The organism is Klebsiella sp. Ech2A (genome assembly GCF_030078455.1).
Taxonomy (GTDB): Bacteria; Pseudomonadota; Gammaproteobacteria; order Enterobacterales; family Enterobacteriaceae; genus Klebsiella; species Klebsiella terrigena.
On record NZ_JAQGFU010000080.1, the window covers coordinates 1 to 20804 of the forward strand.

Below are 20804 nucleotides of genomic sequence, written 5' to 3' on the forward strand. Positions count from 1 at the left end.
GCGGGGTGACAGGCTCCGCCGGCGCGGTCGGCAACGCGCTGACCAGCAACCCGCTGGTGCGCAAGCTGTCATTTACCGGATCGACGAAGATTGGCCGTCAGCTGATGGCGCAGTGCGCACAGGATATTAAGAAAGTCTCCCTCGAGCTCGGCGGCAACGCGCCGTTTATCGTGTTCGACGATGCCGATCTCGATAAAGCGGTTGAAGGCGCGCTGGCCTCCAAGTTCCGCAACGCCGGGCAGACCTGCGTTTGCGCCAATCGCCTGTACGTGCAGGAGGGCGTTTACGACCGCTTTGCCGAAAAGCTGCAGCAGGCGGTGGAAAAGCTGCGGCTCGGCGATGGCCTGCAAAGCGGCGTCACCACCGGGCCGCTGATTGATGACAAAGCGGTCGCCAAGGTGCAGGAACATATTGCCGATGCCCTCGCCAAAGGCGCGCGCATCATGACCGGCGGCAAGGTGCACGAGCTGGGCGGTAACTTCTTCCAGCCGACGATCCTGCTGGACGTTCCCGATAGCGCTAAGGTTGCCAAAGAGGAGACCTTTGGCCCGCTGGCCCCGCTGTTCCGCTTTAAAGATGAGGCGGACGTTATCCGTCAAGCTAACGATACCGAATTCGGCCTGGCGGCCTATTTCTATGCCCGCGATCTGAGCCGCGTCTTCCGCGTTGGCGAGGCGCTGGAGTACGGGATTGTCGGGATCAACACCGGCCTCATCTCCAATGAGGTCGCGCCTTTTGGCGGCGTCAAAGCCTCGGGGCTCGGCCGCGAGGGCTCGAAGTATGGAATCGATGATTACCTGGAGATCAAATATATGTGCATTGGTCTGTAGGGTTACGCCCGACGTTGATGCCGTCAATACAACCCTAATACGCCCGTCCCGGCGCGGAAAGGCCGGGATAGCCGTTCAGGAGTAAGCCCATGACCGCCACCTCCCAGCCGACGGCCATCGACGGATACCGCTGGCTCAAAAGCGACATCATTCGCGGCCTGTTTCAGCCCGATGAGAAGCTGCGTATGAGCCTGTTAACCGCGCGCTATGCGCTTGGCGTCGGGCCGCTGCGCGAAGCGCTCTCCCGGCTGGTTGCCGAGCGCCTGGTCACCGTGGTTAATCAAAAAGGCTATCGGGTTGCATCGATGTCGCAGCAGGAGCTGCTCGATATCTTCGACGCCAGGGCCAATATGGAGGCGATGCTGGTGCGTCTCGCCATCGAGCGCGGCGACGACGAGTGGGAGGCCGAGCTGCTCGCGAGGGCGCATCTGCTCAATAAGCTGGAGTCCAGCGACGCCAGCGAGCAGCTGCTGGAGGAGTGGGACAGGCGTCATCAGGCGTTCCATTCCGCCATCGTTGCCGGCTGCGGTTCACCGTATCTGCTGCAAATGCGCGAACGCCTTTTCGACCTCGCCGCGCGCTACCGTTTTATCTGGCTGCGCACGACCGTGCTGTCGGCTGCCATGCTGGAAGATAAGCAGCGCCAGCATCGAAGGCTAACCGAGGCGATTCTGGCGCGCGACGCCCCGCTTTCCGGTGAGCTGATGCGCCAGCATCTGCTGTCGCCTGTTCCGGTCATTCAACGGGCGATGGCGGGAAAACTTCAGCACAAAGCCTCCTGACGAGGCGCTGCCGGAGGGCTTATTTGGCCGGCTTCTTATAGAAAGGCAGCTGCGTAATCGGGTAGGTGTAGGTTTCCTGAACGACGCATCGATCGGGGGTCGCCATGCCGGAGTAGAAGAAAAAGTACTCGTTACTATCGGGGAAAAAGAGCAGATCGTCGCCGTTTTGAAAGCGGGTGATGCGAAAAGGCACGTGGCTTTTCGTCTGCGCCTGCTTCATGCCCGAGGCGACCTGGAAATGCTCCCCCCACTTCATGGTGGAGAGCTTGTAGTGGAAGCGGGAGATCGTCACGCTTTGCCGCAGCGAGCAGGATAGTTTCACTGCGGTGCCGGCCCATACTGGTGAGAGAAATAAGCCTATCAGGCTTGTTAGCAATATGAATTTCATGAAGATCTTATAATTTAAGGGGCTATTTTTCTCACGGTATCACGTATCGCTCCATCAGGCATTCCCGGAGGCCACATTCGCCAGGCGGACCTGGATTCCAGGAATTATCCTGGTCTTAATCGCCCGAATACCCGAAAGGCGATAAGCGGAGCGGAAAATTTCGGCGATGGCCCACCACCGCCGGACTCTTCAAAAGAAGGGGACCGTCGCGGTGGAGCTCAGCCCGTAATGGTTAAACGTGCCCTCCGTTGGCGTATCGCTTAAGTCGCCTGCGGCAATAAACATGCGGAAGCTTCGACCCAGGGCCTGATTCTTTATCCAGATATAGGGTAAATCGGAAGTCGGCGTCGCGACCTGACGCCTGTTTCCGGTCGGCGCGTCGGCTGAGATAGCGCCGCGGCGCTTCATATGGCGCTTCATGCGCTGGCGCGGCGTTTTAAGCTGCACGCGCCGGTAATGACGATACTGGACGTTATCGGGTACCGGCGTCGCCGGACCAATCCAGATATAATGTGATAAATCATTAAGTAATACCCGAAGCCTGAGATTTTCCAGCCCGTACCGCTGCCCATGTAGCCTAATCACATTCCCCGGCGTTTGCTTAAATGCCGGCAGGCTTAAGCCAATATCCCCATGCCTGTGGGCGCTTAGCGCAACAAATAGTTTTTCAAACAGCGCGGAAAGGAGGGACGGCAGAGAGCGTGATTGACGTGGAATAAGTTTAATTTCAATATAATAATCCATCGGCTATTTCTCCTTAATACATTGCCGCCATCCTTACCCATACAAAATACAAGCCCATTGACACAAATCAAATGAGCAAAAGGTAAGGAAATAACAGCGTGGCGGTTGAAGTGGGGTTTAACCGGGATAACTTCATCGCGTAGAGTCACTAAAATGGCGCAGCGAAATAATAATTACGTCAGCGTTATCATTTCTCTGAGGTGACTATGACATAATGTGCATAACAGGCTGGTGGGTGACGGGGTTATTTATTGTGCGACATCCCGCGCTTTATATTTCCCTCGATGGACTGGACATTGCCCTGTAGGCCCTTACCTTTTGAGGGCGGCAAGATAAAGCCCAGCCTGGCGCGGAAGAAAAGAGTAAAACAACTGTCGATGACGCAGAGATTAAAATCGAAAACATCTACGGGGAACGTTAGTTTCTATTCTGTGTGTGGCGCACTATTTTTCCGCTGGCCTGGAGGGGAGCGCTGATTATGATGGGCCGCCGCGCGCAAAGTGACCGACCGGACTGACGTGACGGGGATAGCATCGCGCTATCCCCGCGTTCCGGCGCCTCAGGACTTATAGATACGCACCGGGGCGCTCTTATAGGCCGGCGTCAGGCTCTGTTTATCAACCGCGTCCAGCGACAGTAAAATGTTGGCCTCCGGCAGATAGGCGGCGACGGACGACGCGGCCATCGGGACAATATAAACCGTCTGGCGGCGCATCACCCTCTCTTCACAAGCATTGCCCTTATCATCCAGGGCCACAATATTGACCACATCTCCCTGCGCCAGTTGGCGCTTTTGCGCTTCCTGACGGCTCAGGAAAATGACGTCACGGCGTCCGGTAACGCCGCGGTAGCGGTCGTCCATCCCGTAAATCGTCGTATTGTACTGGTCGTGGCTGCGAATAGTTGCCAGCACCAGGCAGTCTGACGGCATAGTCGCGCTATCCAGCGCCTCGGCATCGCAAACGTGGAAGGTCGCCTTGCCCGAAGCCGTGCGGTATTCGCCGCGCGAGGCCGGGTTATCCAGGCGGAACCCGCCGGGGGCAGCGATGCGCTCGTTGAACTGATGGAACTCGGGAATGACGGCTTCAATCGCCTCGCGAATCAGTCGATAGTCCGCCACCAGCTTCTCCCAGGCGACCGGGCTGCGCGGTAGCGTGGCGCGCGCCAGGCCCGCCACAATGGCGGGCTCAGACAGCAGCCAGGGCGAGGCCGGCTTCAGCGAGCCGGTTGAGGCATGCACCATGCTCATCGAGTCCTCAACGGTGACGGACTGCACGCCCGCGCGTTGCATATCGCGCTCGGTGCGTCCTAAGGTCGGGAACAGATAGGTGTTTTTGCTCGCCAGCAGGTGGGAGCGGTTGAGCCTGGTCGCAACATGGACCTGCAGATCCAGGCGGCGCATCGCCGGGAAGGTTCGCAGCGGGTCGGGCATCGCCACGGCGAGGTTGCCGCCCATGCAGATGACCTTGTTGCCCGCCCATGATGTCGCGACAGGTTAAAAAGCAACATCCGATATGCATCCAAAAAACAAACCCGCAGAAAGAGCAGAATATTCTCTGAGGTTGAATAAACTGATTCGCGGACGGTTATTTTCCAGGCACAATAAATTTCTACCCCCTTTAATCCGGGTTATTAAAACAGGGTGAGCAAGCAGGCCGGCGGGATTTACAATTAGTAAAAAATTTCTACGTAAAAAAAAGTCCACGCCGTGGGGCATGGACATTTTCGCTCAATTGGGTCTACGGACGGGGCATCAGGCTCTCAGCCTGACCGGCTCGCTAAAGTCATCAGCCGGTTCAAGCTTGAGGCTGAACGTTGCCAGCAGCGCGTTGGCTCTGGTGTGGAAATCACGGAGCGTTTTTTCAAGCCGTTCGCTAACTTCAGGATCGTCGATATCCACCGACTGCCATACCCCTTCTTTATCGAACAAACCAAACTGATAGCTGTACGTGAAGCGCGATGCCTGTGCTTCCATCTCCATCCACCAACCCCAAAACTCTCGTTTTTCCGGCGCCGGTTTAACGTTGACGCAAACTGCCAGGCAATCGAAAAAGAAGCGGTTGTCTTCACACTGCTCTTCGCGGATATAGGGGCCAAGAGCCGTGAATTTCTTAATCAGCTTACTCTTCAGGTGTCCACTCGGTAACGTCATTGCGATCTCCTTTAGTGATGCAACTGTTTTACCAAATCAATAAAATTTAGCAATAAATTAACTAAATCTATGATTGATCCACCGGCTAATCTGCCGCAATGCGTGATCAAAACTGCGATAAATCGGCTTCGATGGGATCTCGAGCAGCTTGCCATCGGCAGATGACGAGGTAATTAAACGCGACTCTTCTTCCGGGCTGAAAGGATCGTTTTTCCAGTAGCCGGAGAACATCGGCGTCGGGCAGCGGCGTCCCAGAAGCCCCTGGGTTTTTAACGAGTAGCGGTTCAGCTCAATGCGCAGCGCTTCGTCAGAAGCGTCGTGCATTCCCAGACGCGACGCCAGCACGTCAAGATACATTTCAGGGGCTCGCCCCTGGTGCAGAGGATCGACCAGCAGGCTGTGCACCACCGGCCCGAGACAGGCAACGGCCTTCAGGCGCTGTGACTCAAGATAGCCGAGCCGGACGGCAATATTGGCGCCAAAGCGGAAGCCGAACGCCGCGACCCGGGTATGGTCGACCCACGGAACGTTCTGCAGATGCCGCAGCGCGTGCTGGTGCAGCAGGCTGGTGTCCTGGGTCAGCTTCCATTTCGATGAAAAGCCGATGGAAGGCAGATCGAGGGTCAGCATCGCTATCCCCAGCGGGGCAAAATAGTCCTCATACAGGCTGTAGTAATCGGTCTGCAGCGCGTCCAGGCCGCCGCACATCATGATCACCGGGAACGGGCCTTCACCTTTTGGCAGGTGTAAAAAGCCGCTGACCGGCGCGCCGCCGGGTACCGGGAATTCGATCTCGCGTAGCTCGCCCGGCAGCCGCTGGGCGGCCTCTTCATAGGCCCGGTTGGCCAGCGCCTGCGCCTGATCGGCAAGCTCGTCGCCTTTAATATGCGGGTAGGCGGCAATACTGTAGAGGTTGGAGGCATGCAGCCAGCGACGGCCGCTGAGCTCAAGGTCCGCTTCCTGACCCGCCATTTGCTGCCAAATCATGGCCTGTTTAGACCATTCGAAAATCCAGTTGCCGCCGCGATACCCCACGACGGTGTCGTACAGCTCCGGGTTGGTGCGCTCCGCATCGCTCATGACGATGCGCGCCTGCACGTCGAGGATCTCCTGCGGCGTCACGCCCCGGCGGATCCACATCAGGCGATTGATCAGACGATACCAACGATCGACGTTGCTGCCATCAAGCGCGGAGTGGATCGGCTGCTGCGAACCGGACGCAAACCTGCGCACCAGCGTAGACGTTTCTGGGTGTTTGAATCGAGGTTTAAACAGCGTTTCGCTAAGGTTAGCCTGTGACATGTGCAGTCTCCATCGTGTTGCCACTCCTGCTATTGTAACCTGCTAACAGGCAAAAAAAACCACGCCCGGCAAAACCGGGCGTGGTAAATAGCACTTGCCTTGAAAATTAACGGCCTGAGATAGGCGGTACGAAGACCACGCCCATATCCCACGGCTGTTCAATCCAGGTTTCCTGCGGAATATCAACAACATAATCGTCAACCAGCGGACGACCGGCCGGCTTAGCGAAAATAGTGACGAAGTGTGCTTTTGGATACATTTCGCGAATGGCTACCGCGGTGCCGCCGGTATCGACCAGGTCATCAATAACGATGAACCCTTCACCATCACCTTCAGCACGCTTAAGGACGGTCAGCTCACGCTGGTTATCGTGGTCATAGCTAGAAATGCAAACGGTATCAACATGACGAATACCCAGCTCACGCGCCAGCAGTGCGCCCGGTACCAGACCACCGCGGCTAACGGCAATAATGCCTTTCCATTGTTCAGAAGGCATCAGGCGACTTGCCAGTTTGCGGGCGTGAATCTGCAACATGTCCCAGGTGACGACGTATTTTTCGCTCATGTGAAGTGTCCCAGCCTGTGTTATACGGCTTAAATGATGTTCGAGGGGGAAAATGGTTGCGCGAGATTATAGAGATCTGAAGCGCTAAAAACCAGTATTAAGCGGCCCTGGCGACGCTTTTTGCGTTGTTTCCACTACCCGTGCGCGTGGAAAGTGGTATTCTCAACCCCACCGCGCAAGCCCTCGCTTGACGTGTATTCTATTGCTAACCCTCGACCTGCAAAAGAATTTTGCAGGCGATCGTAAGGAGACTCATCGTGTCTGAACTGTCTCAATTATCCCCGCAGCCGCTGTGGGATATTTTTGCCAAAATCTGCTCCATTCCCCACCCGTCCTATCACGAAGAACAACTCGCTGAACACATCATGGGCTGGGCAAAAGAAAAAGGCTTACACGCAGAACGCGACCAGGTTGGCAACATTCTGATTCGTAAAGCCGCTACCGCCGGGATGGAAAACCGTAAACCGGTCGTGCTGCAGGCGCACCTCGATATGGTGCCGCAGAAAAACAACGACACCGTTCACGACTTTACTAAAGATCCGATTCAGCCGTACATCGACGGCGAGTGGATCAAGGCCCGCGGCACAACCCTGGGCGCCGATAACGGCATCGGCATGGCTTCCGCTCTGGCGGTGCTGGCTGACGACGCCGTTGAACACGGCCCGCTGGAAGTGCTGCTGACCATGACCGAAGAAGCCGGGATGGACGGCGCGTTTGGCCTGCAGGCAAACTGGCTGCAGGCCGATATCCTGATTAATACCGACTCGGAAGAAGAAGGCGAAATCTACATGGGTTGCGCCGGTGGTATCGACTTCACCTCCAACCTGCCGCTGGCGCGCGAAGCGATTCCGGCCGGTTTCCAGAGCTTTAAGCTGACCTTAAAAGGGCTGAAAGGCGGCCACTCCGGCGGTGAAATCCACGTCGGTCTGGGGAATGCCAACAAGCTGCTGGCCCGCTTCCTCGCCGGTCACGCCGCCGAGCTGGACCTGCGCCTGGTTGATTTCAACGGCGGCACCCTGCGTAACGCCATTCCGCGTGAAGCCTTCGCCACCGTTGCGGTAGCCGCTGACAAGACGGACGCCCTGGCGACCCTGGTCAATACCTACCAGGAGATCCTTAAAAACGAGCTGGCGGCCAAAGAGAAGAATCTGGTCCTGCTGCTGGATGCCGTTACGACGGATAAAGCCGCGCTGACGGCGCAGTCTCGCGACGGCTTCGTTCGCCTGCTGAACGCCACGCCGAACGGCGTGATCCGTAACTCCGACGTGGCGAAGGGCGTGGTAGAGACCTCCCTCAACGTCGGCGTGGTCACCATGACCGATGATAACGTCGAAATTCACTGCCTGATCCGTTCCCTGATCGACAGCGGCAAAGACTACGTCGTCAGCATGCTGGATTCGTTAGGCAAACTGGCGGGCGCTAAAACCGAAGCCAAAGGCGCTTACCCAGGCTGGCAGCCGGATGCAAACTCACCGGTTATGCATCTGGTCCGCGAAACCTACCAGCGTCTGTTTAACAAAACGCCGAATATCCAGATTATTCACGCCGGTCTGGAGTGCGGTCTGTTCAAGAAGCCGTACCCGGATATGGATATGGTTTCCATTGGGCCGACCATTACCGGACCTCACTCTCCTGACGAACAGGTTCATATCGAGAGCGTTGGCCAGTACTGGACCCTGCTGACTGAACTGCTGAAAGCCATTCCGGCAAAATAAGCGGCCAGCCGCAGGTTTGATCTCTCCGGGTTCTCCCGGATGCGGGCGGCGGCCTCGTCGCCCGCGAATCCACATCGGCCACAAGCCGCTCCCTACCTCACCTTCTCCATGCGATAGTTAATAAACGTCTCTCCCCGCGCGGCCACCCGCTGCTCTTCAACGACCGTGAAGCCATGACGCGCAAAGCAGGCCCTGGCGGTGATGCTGGCCGCAACCCTCAGCGTCCCCTGCGGTATTTGCCTGAACAGCTCCGCGAGCAACGCCCCGGCAATTCCCTGACGGGCGCGCTCGGGAGCGACAAACAGGAGATCGATATCGCTGCCGATGGCGCTAATAAAGCCGACCGGCTGCCGGTCAATCACCGCCACCAGCACCCGCGAGTCGCGCATTTTTTGCCGCCAGCGCGCCTCATCAACCTGCGCCCAGGCGGCAATTTGCCGTGGCGAATAGTCGCGGCTGGCGGTCTGCCGAATCGCGCGCAGGAAAATGTCGCCCAGCGCGGAAAAATCGTCATCCCGGTAATCTCTTATCTGCAGCATAGCTATAGTCCCAGAACCAGCTGCCGCTCCAACTGGGGATCGAGTAACGTAACGTGCAGCCCCACCAGCCGCACCCCGCGGCCACCACGCCGTTCATGCCAGGCTTTGTAGGCCGTGGCGAGCAAATCATCTTTACTCAGGCGCGGCCAGACGTGCTCCTGGGTGGTGAGCTGAAAATCATTAAACTTGAGCTTTACCCCCTGGCGGGCAATCAGCAGATCCGGTTTAACCTTGAGCAGCCGCCGCTCCAGCTCCTGGTAGAGGCTCTCGATAATCGCCTCGCAGTCGCCCCAGCGGTGAATATCCTCCACCAGCGTACGCTCGACGCCCACCGATTTACGCTGTCGCGTGCTGTTGATTTCCCGCTCGTCGATGCCCTGGCTTCTCTCCCACAGGATCCGCCCAAATTTGCCGAAGCGCTTGAGCAGCATCGCCAGATCGCTTTTCTGCACGTCTTCACAGGTACGCAGCCCCATATTTTCCAGCTTTGCCGCGGAGACTTTCCCCACGCCGGGTATTTTCGCCAGCGGCAGGGTTCTGACGAACCCGGCGACCTGGTGCGGCGCAATCACAAACTGGCCGTTGGGCTTATTGAGATCGGAGGCGATTTTGGCGAGAAACTTCACCGGGGCGATACCGGCGGAAGCGGTCAGCTGCAGCTCATGGTGAATGGTCTGGCGGATCTCTTCGGCCATCAGCGTCGCCGAGCCCTGGCAGTGGACGCTGTCGGTGACGTCAAGAAACGCCTCATCGAGCGAGAGGGGTTCAATCAGCGAGGTGTAGCGCGAAAAGATTTCCCGGATATGGGCCGATGCCTCTTTGTAGGCGTCAAAGCGCCCCGGCAGCAGCGTCAGGTGCGGGCAAAGCTTAAGCGCCATCGCCGTTGGCATGGCGCTGCGCACGCCAAACTTGCGCGCCGGATAGTTGGCGGTACTGATGACGCCCCGCTGGACCCGGCTGCCGCCGATGGCGATGGGAATATCCCGCAACGCCGGGTTATCCCGCATTTCAACCGCGGCAAAGAAGCAGTCCATATCAACATGGATGATTTTGCGCATAGCTAGCCCTCACTGACCACTGGACAAGTATACAGCATAATTCTGCGCAATGAGAAGAGAGGGAAGCAAAATGCGCTGAGGCCAAACCCCGGCGTCGCTGAGCGCGGCCGAGGGCGATGAGGCCGGCAGGGAGAGGTTAGAGGATGCGCTCCTGCTTACGCTGCGCTTCGCGCGCCAGGCGTTTTTTGCGCGCATCGCACGGCTCCGGGCAGTCGCAGACCTTTTCCAGACCCAGCGAGGCGATCCCGCCGCAGCTTCCCTGCAGGCTTTTGCGCTTCACCAGATACCCCAGCGACATCCCCAGAATCACCAGGGCGAAAATCACAAAGGTGGCGAAAAACAGAGTCCACATCATCAGCCTCCAAAATCATCCAGCATGATATTGTCATCCTCGACGCCGAGATCCTTGAGCATTTTAATCACCGCGGCGTTCATCACCGGCGGCCCGCACATGTAAAACTCGCAGTCCTCCGGCGCCGGGTGATCGCGCAGATAGTTCTCATATAGCACATTGTGGATGAAGCCGGTGTGACCATCCCAGCTATCTTCCGGCTGCGGATCGGACAGCGCCACGTGGAAGGTAAAGTTAGGATTTTCCCGCGCCAGCTGTTCGAATTCATCGTCGTAGAACATTTCGCGCAGCGAGCGCGCGCCGTACCAGAAGCTGATTTTACGCCCGCTGTGCAGCCGCTTGAGCTGATCGAAAATATGCGAACGCATCGGCGCCATGCCGGCCCCGCCGCCGATAAAGACCATTTCAGCGTCGGTATCTTTAGCAAAGAATTCGCCAAACGGCCCGGAGATGGTCACCCTGTCGCCGGCCTTCAGCGACCAGATATAGGACGACATTATGCCAGGCGGCGCGTCCGGTACCGTCGGCGGCGGCGTGGCAATACGCACGTTGAGCATGATGATGCCCTTCTCGTCCGGGTAGTTAGCCATCGAGTAGGCGCGCAGGGTCGGCTCTTTTACCTCGGAGACGTAGCGGAACAGGTTAAACTTATCCCAGTCGGCGCGGTACTCGTCCGGCACGTCAAAATCAGCGTAGGCGACCTTATGCGACGGGCACTCGATCTGGATATACCCGCCGGCGCGGAACGGCACGACTTCGCCCTCCGGCACGCGCAGCTTCAGCTCTTTGATAAACGTCGCTTTGTTATCATTGGAGATGACCTCGCACTCCCATTTCTTCACGCCGAAGATCTCTTCCGGCAGCTCGATCTTCATGTCCTGCTTTACCGCCACCTGGCAGGCCAGACGGCAGCCCTCTTTCGCCTCGCGCCGGGAGATATGGGAAAGCTCGGTCGGCAGGATATCGCCGCCGCCCTCTTTTATCGTCACCCGACACTGGCCGCATGAGCCGCCGCCGCCGCAGGCGGAAGAGACGAAAATGCCGTTGCTGGAGAGGGTGTTAAGCAGCTTATCGCCGGCAGGAGTGCGGATTTGCCTGTCCGCCTCGTTGTTAATTTCAATGACCACGTCACCGGCGTTAACCAGCTTTGAACGCGCGGCGAGGATCAGCCCCGAGAGCACCAGCACGATCAGGGTGAACATCACGACGCCAAGAATAATTTCCATACTTTCCGCCCTTATAGCTGCACACCGGAGAATGACATAAAGCCCAGCGCCATCAGTCCCGTGGTAATAAAGGTGATCCCTAACCCGCGCAGACCCGCGGGCACGTTGGCATATTTCATTCTTTCCCGGATGCCCGCCAGGGCGACAATCGCCAGCGTCCAGCCGATGCCGGAACCGAAGCCGTAGACAATGGACTCCGTGAAGTTGTAGTCACGCTGCACCATGAAGGAGACGCCGCCAAAAATCGCGCAGTGCACGGCAATCAGCGGCAGGAAGATCCCCAGCGCGTGATGCAGCGCCGGGAAATACTTATCGAGGATCATCTCGAGGATCTGCACCAGCGCGGCGATAACCCCAATGAAGGTAATGAAGTTGAGGAAGCTTAAATCAACGCCCTCCGTCAGCGCCCCGTCGCGCAGCACCAGGTTATAGATCAGGTTATTGATCGGTACCGCCAGACCAAGCACGATGGTGACCGTCAGACCAAGACCAAAGGCGGTAGAGACCTTTTTCGACACCGCAAGGAAGGTACACATCCCGAGGAAGAAGGCCAGCGCCATGTTTTCTACGAATACGGCGCGGACAAACAGACTGATATAGTGAGCCGTCATCGTTTACTCCTTTTCCTGCTGTTCCGGCTTCCAGCTGCGCAGCGCCCAAATCAGCAAACCGATAATGAAGAACGCGCTCGGCGCCAGCAGGAACAGGCCGTTTGGCTGATACCAGCCGCCGTTTTGCACGGTCTCAAGGACGGTCATCCCAAACAGCTTGCCGCTGCCGATAAGCTCGCGCAGAAAGCCGACGATAATCAGAATGGCGCCATAGCCCAGACCGTTGCCAATGCCGTCAATAAAGCTGGCCAGCGGCGGCGACTTCATGGCAAACCCTTCCGCCCGCCCCATCACGATGCAGTTGGTTATAATAAGCCCGACGAATACCGACAATTGCCTGGAGGTCTCATAGGCAAAGGCGCGCAGCAGCTGGTCCACCACGATCACCAGCGAGGCGACGATCGTCATCTGCACGATTATGCGCACGCTGTTAGGAATATGGTGGCGGATCATCGAGATAAACATGCTGGAGAAGGCCGTCACCAGCGTGACCGCGACGGTCATCACCAGCGCGGTTTCCAGCTTGGTGGTCACCGCCAGCGCCGAGCAGACTCCCAGCACCTGCAGCGTAATGGGGTTATTGGCCAGCAGCGGCCCCACCAGCACGCGCTTCATCTCTTTCGTATCGCCTGCTTCAGCCATTATTCAGCTCTCCATCACGCACTCTTTTCAGAAACGGGCCGAAGCCCAGCTCGCCCATCCAAAAATCAAAGCTATGCTGCACGCCGTTGGAGGTCAGCGTCGCCCCGGACAGGCCGTCGACGGCGTGGATATCTCCCGGGTGCGCCCCGCCCTTCACCACCTTCAGCGCCGGATGGCCGCTATCATCAAGCACCTGCTTGCCGATAAACTGCTGCCGCCAGTTAGGGTTCTCCACCTCACCGCCCAGCCCCGGCGTTTCGCCGTGATCGTAATACGTCAGGCCCTTAATGGTACGGCCATCGGTACCCAGCGCCACGAAGGCGTACATCATCGACCACAGACCGTTGCCGTAAATCGGCAGGATCACTTCCTGAATCTGCTGCTGCTCATCGCGCACCAGGTAAATTTCGGCAATATTGCTCCGATGCTTGATGCCCGCCGGGTCCTGGCTGACCTCCAGCGAGAGGCTTTGCTCAGGATCTTTCAGCGCCTGCGCCAGGTTAAATTTAGCCGGGTCCTTATCCAGCAGCTCGCCGCTGGCTAAATCCACCAGCCGCGGGGAGATACGGGCGGCAAAAAGGCTCTCCACCTCATCGGCGCTCATCCTCGGCGTCATCAGCCCGGATACGGCGAGGATATTGCGCTGCTTATCCAGCTCACGCTGCTCCTGCTGCCGTGACTTCAGGCCCACGGCGGAGCCGGCAACCACGATAGAACAGACCAGACACAGCACCAGCACCACCAGCAGCGTTTTGCCAATGCTATCGTTACCTTTATTCTCAGCCACGCGACTTCCTCCGCTTAATATTGGCCTGCACCACCAGGTAATCGAACAGCGGCGCAAAAAGGTTGGCAAAGAGAATGGCCAGCATCATCCCTTCCGGATAGGCCGGGTTGACCACGCGGATCAGCACGCACATCACGCCGATAAGCAGGCCATAGCTCCATTTGCCCTTATCGGTAAACGAGGCGGATACCGGGTCCGTCGCCATAAACATCATGCCGAAGGCAAAGCCGCCGAGCACCAGATGCCAGTACCACGGCATGGCGAACAGCGGGTTGGTATCCGAGCCGATAAAATTAAACAGCGTCGCGGTCGCCACCATGCCGATCGCCACCCCGGCAACGATGCGCCAGGAGGCTACGCGGCTGAAGATAAGAATCGCCCCGCCGATCAGGATCATCAGCGTTGAGACTTCGCCAATCGAGCCGGGGATGTTGCCGAGGAAGGCGTCCAGCCAGCTCACCGGCTGGCCGCTGGCCACGTTTACCAGCGCTTCACCGCCGCCGCTCGCCCACTGGGTTAGCGGCGTCGCGCCGGAAAAGCCGTCGGCGGCGGTCCATACCAGGTCGCCAGAAATCTGCGCCGGGTAAGCAAAGAACAGGAACGCGCGCCCCGCCAGCGCCGGGTTAAGGAAGTTACGCCCGGTGCCGCCAAAAATCTCTTTGGCGATAACCACGCCGAAGGAGATGCCCAGCGCGGCCTGCCACAGCGGCAGCGTGGGCGGGACAATCAGCGCGAAAAGAATCGAGGTGACGAAAAAGCCCTCGTTGATTTCATGCTTGCGCACGATGGCAAAGAGTACCTCCCAGAACCCCCCGACGATAAATACGGTGATATAGATTGGCAGGAAGTACACCGCGCCGAGGGTCATCATGCTTATCCAGCCCGCATCCGCGGCGAAGCTTACCCCCAGCCACTGCGCAAGGCCGTAGTGCCAGTCGCTGGCAATAATCTGCTGCAGCTGCTCTGCGCCATACAGCTTGTGCAGCGCCGGGAGCGTTTGCAGGCCAACGTTATACATGCCCCAGAACATCGCCGGGAACGCGGCGAGCCACACCAGGATCATCATTCGCTTCAGATCGATGGCATCACGAACGTGAGCGGCACCCCGCGTCACCTGACCGGGAGTGTAGAATAGCGTCGCCGTCGCTTCGAACAGCGGGTAGTACTTTTCCAGCCTGCCGCCGTGCGTGAAGTGCGGCTCAATTTTGTCAAACAGCTGCTTTAAGCCCATGACCTATCCTTCCTGCTCAATCTGGGTTAAGACGCTGCGCAGCGCCGGCCCATATTCATACTTGCCGGGGCACACGTAGGTGCACAGCGCGAGATCTTCTTCGTCCAGCTCCAGACAGCCCAGCGCCTGCGCGCTTTCGCTATCGCCCGCCAGCAGATCGCGCAGCAGTACGGTGGGGAGAATGTCCAGCGGCATCACTCTTTCGTAGTTGCCAATCGGCACCATCGCCCGCTCGCCGCCGTGGGTATCGGTCGAAAAGTTGAATAGCTTATGCTTCAGGAAGTGCCCCACGGTGGTCCGGGTGATGGAGAACTTATCTTTCCCCGGCATCACCCAGCCAAACAGCTCTTTGTCGCGCCCCTCTTTAACCACGCTCACCTGCAGGTGGAAACGACCGAGAAAAGCACGCGGGCCAAAGGCGTGGGTGCCGCTCAGCACCGAGCCGGAAATCCCCCGGTTTTCGCCGTCCGCGAGCCCGTCCGCCAGCAGCTCATCAAGGCTGGCGCCGCAGCAGGTTTGCACCAGCCGCGGCGCCTTGACCTGCGGGCCGCCAAGCGCAATAACGCGCTCGCTGTAGAGCTCCCCGTCAAGGAACAGCCGCCCGATGGCGATAACCTCCTGATAGTTCAGGTGCCAGACCTGTTTTGTCAGGCTCACCGGTTCGAGGAAGTGGATGTGGGTTCCCGCCAGCCCCGCCGGGTGCGGGCCTGCGAACTGGTTAAAGGTTATCTGCCCTGAACGATGGCCGCCCAGCTTACCGCCGCTGGCCTGGCAGACGTGGATTTTGCCGTCGGTAAGGCGGGTCAGCAGCGTAAGGCCAGCGTCAAAGGCCTCGCGCTGGGCGAAGATAATGGGCTGAGGATCGGCGGCCAGCGGGTTGGTATCGATGGCGGTGACGAAAATCGCCGCCGGCACGCTGCCCGGCGCCGGCGTTTTGCTGAAAGGCCGGGTGCGCAGCGCCGTCCACTGGCCGGAGGCCAGCAGCTGACGCTGTACGTCCTCACGCGACAGTCCGGCAAGCTCGTCCGGCGCATAGCGGGAAAACTGAACCGCGTCGCTGCCCTCGACGTCAATCACCACCGACTGCAGTACCCGGCGTTCGCCGCGGTGAATCGCAGTGATAACCCCGCTCGCGGGCGCGGTAAAATGGACGCCAGGGTTCTTTTTATCTTCGAACAGCGGCTGGCCTTTCTGCACCCGGTCGCCTTCCTGAACCGCCATTGAGGGGCGCATACCGACGTACTCCTCGCCCAACAGCGCAACGCGTTTGACTGCAATCTGAGAAGTCGTCTGCTGTATTGGCATGCCAGCTATGGGCAAATCCAGCCCTTTTTTTATTTTAATCATATCGTTAGCAGGTGTCCGTAATCTAAACCCCGGCTTAAGACCGCGGCCAGCAACATGGATGGAAAGTCAGAGAAAGAAAGGAAAAGCGAAGGTCCTGCTCATTCGCAAGACGGGGGAGAAGCATCCTTTCTTACCCTGGTGACTAAGCTCCATAAGTGTAACATTTTGTGAGCAGTTGCTGTAGGTAAACCCCGTTACGCGGCTCTAAAATGCGAGCTATTGCGCAAAGTTCTCACTGCGCTTTGCCGTCAGATTCGTTATAAAGGACAACTAAATTGTAAACGCGATACGCCGCGCTTGCGAAAAATTGCCGTGATGCTAATGTGAGCGCTCTAAATCCAGAAAACTCTGATTTTGGGTCTCTCTTGCCGTCCTGGCAATGTGGTTTTTGTTTTATCAAGGAACAAGCAGTATGCGCAAAATCGCATTATTTATTGCGATGCTTCTGTTGCCGTGCGTTTCATTTGCTGGGCTTCTCAGCAATAACAGCTCGACGACGCCGGTTAGCAAAGAATACAAACAGCAATTAATGGGTTCCCCGGTCTACATTGAGATCTTTAAAGAAGAGCGCACGCTCGATCTTTACGTCAAAATGGGCGAAAAATATCAGCTCCTCGACAGCTACCGGATCTGTAACTACTCCGGCGGGCTGGGGCCGAAGCAGCGTCAGGGCGACTTCAAGAGCCCGGAAGGATTTTACAACGTTGCGCGTAGCCAGCTAAAACCGGACAGCCGCTTCTATAAAGCCATTAATATCGGCTTCCCGAACGCCTACGATCGCGCGCATGGCTATGAAGGTAAATACCTGATGATCCACGGTGCCTGCGTCTCTGTCGGCTGCTATGCCATGACCGATACCGGCATTGATGAGATTTTCCAGTTCGTGACCGGCGCGCTGGTGTTTGGCCAGTCAAACGTGCAGATCAGCATCTATCCTTTCCGTATGACCAACGCCAACATGGAGCGCCACAAGTACTCCTACTACGCGGACTTCTGGAAACAGCTGAAGCCAGGCTACGACTATTTCCAGCAAACCCACAAGCCACCGGTTATCTCGGTAACGGACGGCCGCTACGTGGTCAGCAAGCCGCTTAGCCATGAGGTTATTCAGCCGCAGCTGGCGTCAAACTACACGGTCCCCCAGGCAAAATAGCGCCCACTCGCCCGGCATGATCTTATTCCAGGTCTCATTGCCGGTTAGCGGCTGAGTGGCGATAACGGAGACCACATCGTTCGGTGTGGTCTCGCGTTGAAAGTCGATTTCCACATCCTGATCCAGCAGCGTCGCTACGCCAAACGGCGCCCGCCGCGTAATCCAGTACAGGTTCGTCGAGCAGTACGCCATCACGTAACGCCCGTCGGAGAGCAGCATGTTAAAGACCCCCTTCTCCCGCAGCTCGCCCGCCAGCTCAGCGACATAGCTGAAGACTTCAGGCATCGAGTCAGGGGTGCCGGGATAGCGCTCGGTCAGACGGTGCAGCAGCCAGCAGAAGGCCTTTTCGCTGTCGGTTTCGCCGATCGGATGAAGATTTCCCGTATCGAGAGACTCATATCCTTCCAGCTGGCCGTTGTGCGCGTAGGTCCAGTTGCGTCCCCACAGCTCACGGGTAAAGGGATGCGTGTTTTCCAGCGCCACGATGCCGCGATTAGCCTGGCGAATATGGGCGATGACCGAGCAGGATTTAATGGGATAGTCCTGCACCAGCTTAGCGATGGGCGACTGAAAGCTGGGCTGCGGATCTTTGAAGGTGCGACAGCCTTTGCCTTCATAGAAGGTAATGCCCCAGCCGTCTTTATGCGGCCCGGTGCCGCCACCGCGCTGAACCAGCCCGGTAAAGCTAAAGCAAATATCTGTTGGCACATTCGCGCTCATCCCGAGCAGTTCGCACATATCTCACCTCATACCACGCGGCTTAAATACCAAAGGCGTCACTGCGGCAGCCAGCCTGAACGCGGCCAGCGCGCAAAAACCGGATCGTACCTGAGGTACGCAAGGAGATTGAGCGCTGCCCGGGGTTCAACACCGCCGGCAATACGGCCTGTTAAGCTTTAACCATCTCTTTTTCGATCAGCATAATCAGAATATGAATCACTTTAATGTGAATTTCCTGAATACGGTCGGCATAGCCAAAATGCGGCACGCGAATTTCAACATCGGCGGAGCCGGCCATTTTACCGCCGTCTTTACCGGTCAGGGTGATCACCTTCATCCCCTGCGCGCGGGCGGCCTCGATCGCTTTGATAACGTTACCTGAGTTACCGGAGGTAGAAATCCCCAGCAGCACGTCACCGGTGCGGCCAACCGACTCAACGTAGCGGGAGAAAACGTACTCATAGCCAAAATCATTGCTGACGCAGGAAAGGTGGCTGACGTCTGAAATCGCAATGGCCGGGTAGCCCGGACGGTTTTCACGATAGCGCCCGGTCAGTTCTTCGGCGAAATGCATCGCATCGCAGTGGGAACCGCCGTTACCGCAGGAAAGGACTTTACCGCCCGCCTTAAAGCTATCTGCCAGCAGCACCGCGGCCCGCTGGATAGCGTGAATATTGGCTTCGTCCTGCAGAAAGTTAGCCAGCGTTTCCGCTGCTTCGTTCAGTTCGTTACGAATAAGATCCTGGTACATGAGGATAATCCTTCAGTATTGGTGGAATAACCCTGGCAGTGTACCGGATAGCCGCTAAAGCGAGAAGCAGCAGGCGCGGTTATCCCCTGAGGTTTTGCTTTTACGTGCCGCATTTACGTACAACAATGTGAGCAAGGTTGTAATTATTTTGTAAACACATTGCTAAAACAAATTACATCCACTACAACCATATCATCACAAGTGGTCAGACCTCCTACAAGACAGGGAGCATTTCGTTATGATGATTTTGAGTATTGTTGCAACCGTTGTTCTACTCGGTGCGCTCTTCTATCACCGAATCAATCTCCTGCTCAGCAGCGCGATTTTGCTCGCCTGGACCGCCGCGCTTAGCGTGGCCGGGCTGTGGAATATCTGGCTGCTGCTGCCGTTAGCGATCGTCCTGCTGCCGTTTAACTTTGCGCCGATGCGTAAATCTATTTTTTCAGCGCCCGCGTTCCGCGCATTCCGCAAGGTGATGCCGCCGATGTCGCGGACGGAAAAAGAAGCTATCGATGCGGGTACCACCTGGTGGGAAGGCGATCTGTTTCGCGGTAACCCGGACTGGCAGAAGCTGCATAACTATCCGCAGCCGCGCCTGACTGCCGAAGAGCAGGCGTTTATCGACGGCCCGGTGGAAGAAGCCTGCCGCATGGCGAACGATTTTGAAATTACCCACGAAATGGCCGACCTGCCTCCGCAGCTGTGGGCCTATCTGAAAGAGCATCGCTTCTTTGCGATGATCATTAAGAAAGAGTACGGCGGTCTGGAGTTCTCCGCCTACGCTCAGTCCCGCGTGCTGCAAAAAATGTCCGGCGTTTCCGGTATTCTGGCGATTACCGTCGGCGTGCCTAACTCTTTAGGCCCGGGCGAGCTGCTGCAGCATTACGGCACCGATGAACAGAAGAATCACTATCTGCCGCGCCTCGCGCGTGGTCAGGAGATCCCCTGCTTTGCGCTGACCAGCCCGGAAGCGGGCTCCGACGCCGGCGCCATTCCGGATACCGGCGTGGTGTGCATGGGCGAATGGCAGGGCGAACAGGTTCTGGGCATGCGCCTGACCTGGAACAAGCGCTACATTACCCTGGCGCCAATCGCCACCGTCCTGGGGCTGGCGTTTAAACTCTCCGACCCCGATCGCCTGCTGGGGGGAGAAGAGGAGCTGGGCATCACCTGCGCGCTGATCCCAACCTCGACGCCAGGGGTTGAAATTGGCCGCCGCCACTTCCCGCTTAACGTACCGTTCCAGAACGGTCCGACCCAGGGTAAAGATATCTTTGTCCCAATCGACTACATCATCGGTGGCCCAACGATGGCCGGCCAGGGCTGGCGGATGCTGGTGGAGTGCCTGTCCGTAGGTCGCGGGATCACCCTGCCGTCAAACGCGACCGGCGGCCTGAAGTCTGTGGCGATGGCCACCGGCGCCTACGCCCATATTCGCCGCCAGTTCAAGATCTCCATCGGTAAAATGGAAGGCATCGAAGAGCCGCTGGCGCGTATTGCGGGTAACGCCTACGTGATGGACGCCGCCGCGTCGCTGATTACCTACGGCATCATGCTGGGCGAGAAGCCGGCGGTTCTGTCAGCTATCGTGAAGTACCACTGCACCCACCGCGGCCAGCGTTCAATCATCGACGCAATGGATATCACCGGCGGGAAAGGCATCATGCTGGGTGAAGGCAACTTCCTCGCCCGCGCCTATCAAGGGGCGCCGATCGCCATCACCGTCGAAGGCGCCAACATTCTGACCCGCAGCATGATGATCTTCGGTCAGGGCGCAATCCGCTGCCATCCGTACGTGCTGGACGAAATGGCCGCCGCGCAGAACAACGACGTTGACGCTTTCGACAAGCTGCTGTTCAAACACATCGGTCACGTCGGCAGCAATAAGGTCCGCAGCTTCGGGCTGGGC

General features: G+C 57.8%; 21 protein-coding genes and 1 pseudogene. 5 read left to right on the top strand and 17 right to left on the bottom strand.

The features are described 5' to 3' along the window. On the top strand, positions 1 to 830 hold an 830-nt coding region (locus tag PFH44_RS15280), incomplete at its 5' end, for an aldehyde dehydrogenase family protein (RefSeq protein ID WP_283825419.1). Positions 831 to 919: 89 nt separating this feature from the next. Beyond that, complete coding sequence (csiR, locus tag PFH44_RS15285; protein ID WP_283825420.1) at positions 920 to 1612, top strand: DNA-binding transcriptional regulator CsiR; 693 nt, start codon at positions 920 to 922, stop codon at positions 1610 to 1612. Between the two features lie 19 nt (positions 1613 to 1631). On the opposite strand, the gene PFH44_RS15290 is transcribed toward csiR, so the two are convergent. The 6 genes and pseudogenes from PFH44_RS15290 to gpt all read right to left on the bottom strand — a co-directional run bounded on the left by PFH44_RS15290 (position 1632) and on the right by gpt (position 6763). Continuing rightward, positions 1632 to 1934, bottom strand: coding sequence for a hypothetical protein (locus tag PFH44_RS15290; protein ID WP_227503007.1), 303 nt, complete (start codon positions 1932 to 1934; stop codon positions 1632 to 1634). Between the two features lie 255 nt (positions 1935 to 2189). Further along, entirely contained in the window at positions 2190 to 2744 is a 555-nt protein-coding gene (cas6f, locus tag PFH44_RS15295) for a type I-F CRISPR-associated endoribonuclease Cas6/Csy4 (protein WP_045854107.1), read from the bottom strand. Positions 2745 to 3303: 559 nt separating this feature from the next. Beyond that, positions 3304 to 4209: pseudogene (locus tag PFH44_RS15300) on the bottom strand (molybdopterin dinucleotide binding domain-containing protein); the annotation flags it as partial. A gap of 288 nt (positions 4210 to 4497) precedes the next feature. After that, positions 4498 to 4896, bottom strand: coding sequence for a sigma factor-binding protein Crl (gene crl / locus PFH44_RS15305; protein WP_041144182.1), 399 nt, complete (start codon positions 4894 to 4896; stop codon positions 4498 to 4500). 57 nt (positions 4897 to 4953) lie between these two features. Next, complete coding sequence (frsA, locus tag PFH44_RS15310) at positions 4954 to 6198, bottom strand: esterase FrsA (protein ID WP_283825421.1); 1245 nt, start codon at positions 6196 to 6198, stop codon at positions 4954 to 4956. 106 nt (positions 6199 to 6304) lie between these two features. Next, on the bottom strand, positions 6305 to 6763 hold the full coding sequence (gene gpt / locus PFH44_RS15315) for a xanthine phosphoribosyltransferase (protein WP_041144180.1): 459 nt from the start codon (positions 6761 to 6763) through the stop codon (positions 6305 to 6307). Between the two features lie 257 nt (positions 6764 to 7020). Between gpt and pepD the strand changes: the two genes are divergently transcribed. Beyond that, the gene (gene pepD / locus PFH44_RS15320) at positions 7021 to 8478 is read left to right on the top strand and encodes a cytosol nonspecific dipeptidase (protein ID WP_283825422.1); all 1458 of its coding nucleotides are present in this window, start codon (positions 7021 to 7023) and stop codon (positions 8476 to 8478) included. Between the two features lie 92 nt (positions 8479 to 8570). On the opposite strand, the gene PFH44_RS15325 is transcribed toward pepD, so the two are convergent. From PFH44_RS15325 to PFH44_RS15365, 9 genes are all read right to left on the bottom strand, one after another. Next, positions 8571 to 9014 carry a GNAT family N-acetyltransferase gene (locus PFH44_RS15325; RefSeq protein ID WP_045855399.1) on the bottom strand — a complete coding sequence of 148 codons (444 nt, stop codon included), beginning with the start codon at positions 9012 to 9014 and terminating at the stop codon, positions 8571 to 8573. Between the two features lie 5 nt (positions 9015 to 9019). After that, positions 9020 to 10075 carry a DNA polymerase IV gene (dinB, locus tag PFH44_RS15330; RefSeq protein WP_045854104.1) on the bottom strand — a complete coding sequence of 352 codons (1056 nt, stop codon included), beginning with the start codon at positions 10073 to 10075 and terminating at the stop codon, positions 9020 to 9022. Positions 10076 to 10211: 136 nt separating this feature from the next. Then, positions 10212 to 10427 carry a (Na+)-NQR maturation NqrM gene (nqrM, locus tag PFH44_RS15335; RefSeq protein ID WP_041147525.1) on the bottom strand — a complete coding sequence of 72 codons (216 nt, stop codon included), beginning with the start codon at positions 10425 to 10427 and terminating at the stop codon, positions 10212 to 10214. A gap of 2 nt (positions 10428 to 10429) precedes the next feature. Next, positions 10430 to 11653 (bottom strand): NADH:ubiquinone reductase (Na(+)-transporting) subunit F, encoded by a 1224-nt coding sequence (gene nqrF / locus PFH44_RS15340; RefSeq protein ID WP_045854103.1) that lies wholly within the window; start codon positions 11651 to 11653, stop codon positions 10430 to 10432. Between the two features lie 11 nt (positions 11654 to 11664). After that, complete coding sequence (nqrE, locus tag PFH44_RS15345; RefSeq protein ID WP_045854102.1) at positions 11665 to 12264, bottom strand: NADH:ubiquinone reductase (Na(+)-transporting) subunit E; 600 nt, start codon at positions 12262 to 12264, stop codon at positions 11665 to 11667. A gap of 3 nt (positions 12265 to 12267) precedes the next feature. Continuing rightward, positions 12268 to 12906: an NADH:ubiquinone reductase (Na(+)-transporting) subunit D gene (locus PFH44_RS15350; RefSeq protein ID WP_041144175.1), complete on the bottom strand. Its 639-nt coding sequence runs from the start codon at positions 12904 to 12906 to the stop codon at positions 12268 to 12270. After that, positions 12899 to 13693 (bottom strand): Na(+)-translocating NADH-quinone reductase subunit C, encoded by a 795-nt coding sequence (locus PFH44_RS15355; protein ID WP_045854101.1) that lies wholly within the window; start codon positions 13691 to 13693, stop codon positions 12899 to 12901. Before PFH44_RS15355 ends, PFH44_RS15350 begins: the two co-directional genes overlap by 8 nt. Then, a complete protein-coding gene (locus tag PFH44_RS15360) occupies positions 13686 to 14924 on the bottom strand; it encodes an NADH:ubiquinone reductase (Na(+)-transporting) subunit B (protein ID WP_283825423.1) in 1239 nt (412 codons plus the stop codon). The genes PFH44_RS15355 and PFH44_RS15360 overlap by 8 nt, the downstream gene beginning before the upstream one ends. A 3-nt stretch (positions 14925 to 14927) precedes the next feature. Next, on the bottom strand, positions 14928 to 16271 hold the full coding sequence (locus tag PFH44_RS15365; protein WP_283825424.1) for a Na(+)-translocating NADH-quinone reductase subunit A: 1344 nt from the start codon (positions 16269 to 16271) through the stop codon (positions 14928 to 14930). A 412-nt stretch (positions 16272 to 16683) separates the two neighbouring features. Here PFH44_RS15365 and dpaA point away from each other — a divergent pair, with 412 nt between their 5' ends. Further along, positions 16684 to 17424, top strand: a complete 741-nt coding sequence (gene dpaA, locus PFH44_RS15370) for a peptidoglycan meso-diaminopimelic acid protein amidase (protein ID WP_283825425.1) — start codon at positions 16684 to 16686, stop codon at positions 17422 to 17424. Here dpaA and PFH44_RS15375 read toward each other — a convergent pair. Then, the gene (locus PFH44_RS15375) at positions 17395 to 18162 is read right to left on the bottom strand and encodes a class II glutamine amidotransferase (RefSeq protein ID WP_045854097.1); all 768 of its coding nucleotides are present in this window, start codon (positions 18160 to 18162) and stop codon (positions 17395 to 17397) included. The two genes, dpaA and PFH44_RS15375, sit on opposite strands and share 30 nt — an antisense overlap. A gap of 151 nt (positions 18163 to 18313) precedes the next feature. Next, positions 18314 to 18895, bottom strand: a complete 582-nt coding sequence (gene lpcA, locus PFH44_RS15380) for a D-sedoheptulose 7-phosphate isomerase (protein ID WP_004133848.1) — start codon at positions 18893 to 18895, stop codon at positions 18314 to 18316. 238 nt (positions 18896 to 19133) lie between these two features. Here lpcA and PFH44_RS15385 point away from each other — a divergent pair. Continuing rightward, a partial coding sequence (locus tag PFH44_RS15385) for an acyl-CoA dehydrogenase (protein ID WP_283825427.1) occupies positions 19134 to 20804 on the top strand: 1671 nt, incomplete at its 3' end.

What these genes read in the sequence shown, in the direction of transcription:
- gpt (WP_041144180.1), bottom strand. Translation starts at nt 6,763, where the DNA reads ATGAGCGAAAAATACGTCGTCACCTGGGACATGTTGCAGATTCACGCC.
- nqrF (WP_045854103.1), bottom strand. Translation starts at nt 11,653, where the DNA reads ATGGAAATTATTCTTGGCGTCGTGATGTTCACCCTGATCGTGCTGGTG.
- nqrM (WP_041147525.1), bottom strand. Translation starts at nt 10,427, where the DNA reads ATGTGGACTCTGTTTTTCGCCACCTTTGTGATTTTCGCCCTGGTGATT.
- cas6f (WP_045854107.1), bottom strand. Translation starts at nt 2,744, where the DNA reads ATGGATTATTATATTGAAATTAAACTTATTCCACGTCAATCACGCTCT.
- PFH44_RS15360 (WP_283825423.1), bottom strand. Translation starts at nt 14,924, where the DNA reads ATGGGCTTAAAGCAGCTGTTTGACAAAATTGAGCCGCACTTCACGCAC.
- nqrE (WP_045854102.1), bottom strand. Translation starts at nt 12,264, where the DNA reads ATGACGGCTCACTATATCAGTCTGTTTGTCCGCGCCGTATTCGTAGAA.
- frsA (WP_283825421.1), bottom strand. Translation starts at nt 6,198, where the DNA reads ATGTCACAGGCTAACCTTAGCGAAACGCTGTTTAAACCTCGATTCAAA.
- PFH44_RS15375 (WP_045854097.1), bottom strand. Translation starts at nt 18,162, where the DNA reads ATGTGCGAACTGCTCGGGATGAGCGCGAATGTGCCAACAGATATTTGC.
- PFH44_RS15365 (WP_283825424.1), bottom strand. Translation starts at nt 16,271, where the DNA reads ATGATTAAAATAAAAAAAGGGCTGGATTTGCCCATAGCTGGCATGCCA.
- csiR (WP_283825420.1), top strand. Translation starts at nt 920, where the DNA reads ATGACCGCCACCTCCCAGCCGACGGCCATCGACGGATACCGCTGGCTC.
- PFH44_RS15350 (WP_041144175.1), bottom strand. Translation starts at nt 12,906, where the DNA reads ATGGCTGAAGCAGGCGATACGAAAGAGATGAAGCGCGTGCTGGTGGGG.
- crl (WP_041144182.1), bottom strand. Translation starts at nt 4,896, where the DNA reads ATGACGTTACCGAGTGGACACCTGAAGAGTAAGCTGATTAAGAAATTC.
- lpcA (WP_004133848.1), bottom strand. Translation starts at nt 18,895, where the DNA reads ATGTACCAGGATCTTATTCGTAACGAACTGAACGAAGCAGCGGAAACG.
- dinB (WP_045854104.1), bottom strand. Translation starts at nt 10,075, where the DNA reads ATGCGCAAAATCATCCATGTTGATATGGACTGCTTCTTTGCCGCGGTT.
- dpaA (WP_283825425.1), top strand. Translation starts at nt 16,684, where the DNA reads ATGCGCAAAATCGCATTATTTATTGCGATGCTTCTGTTGCCGTGCGTT.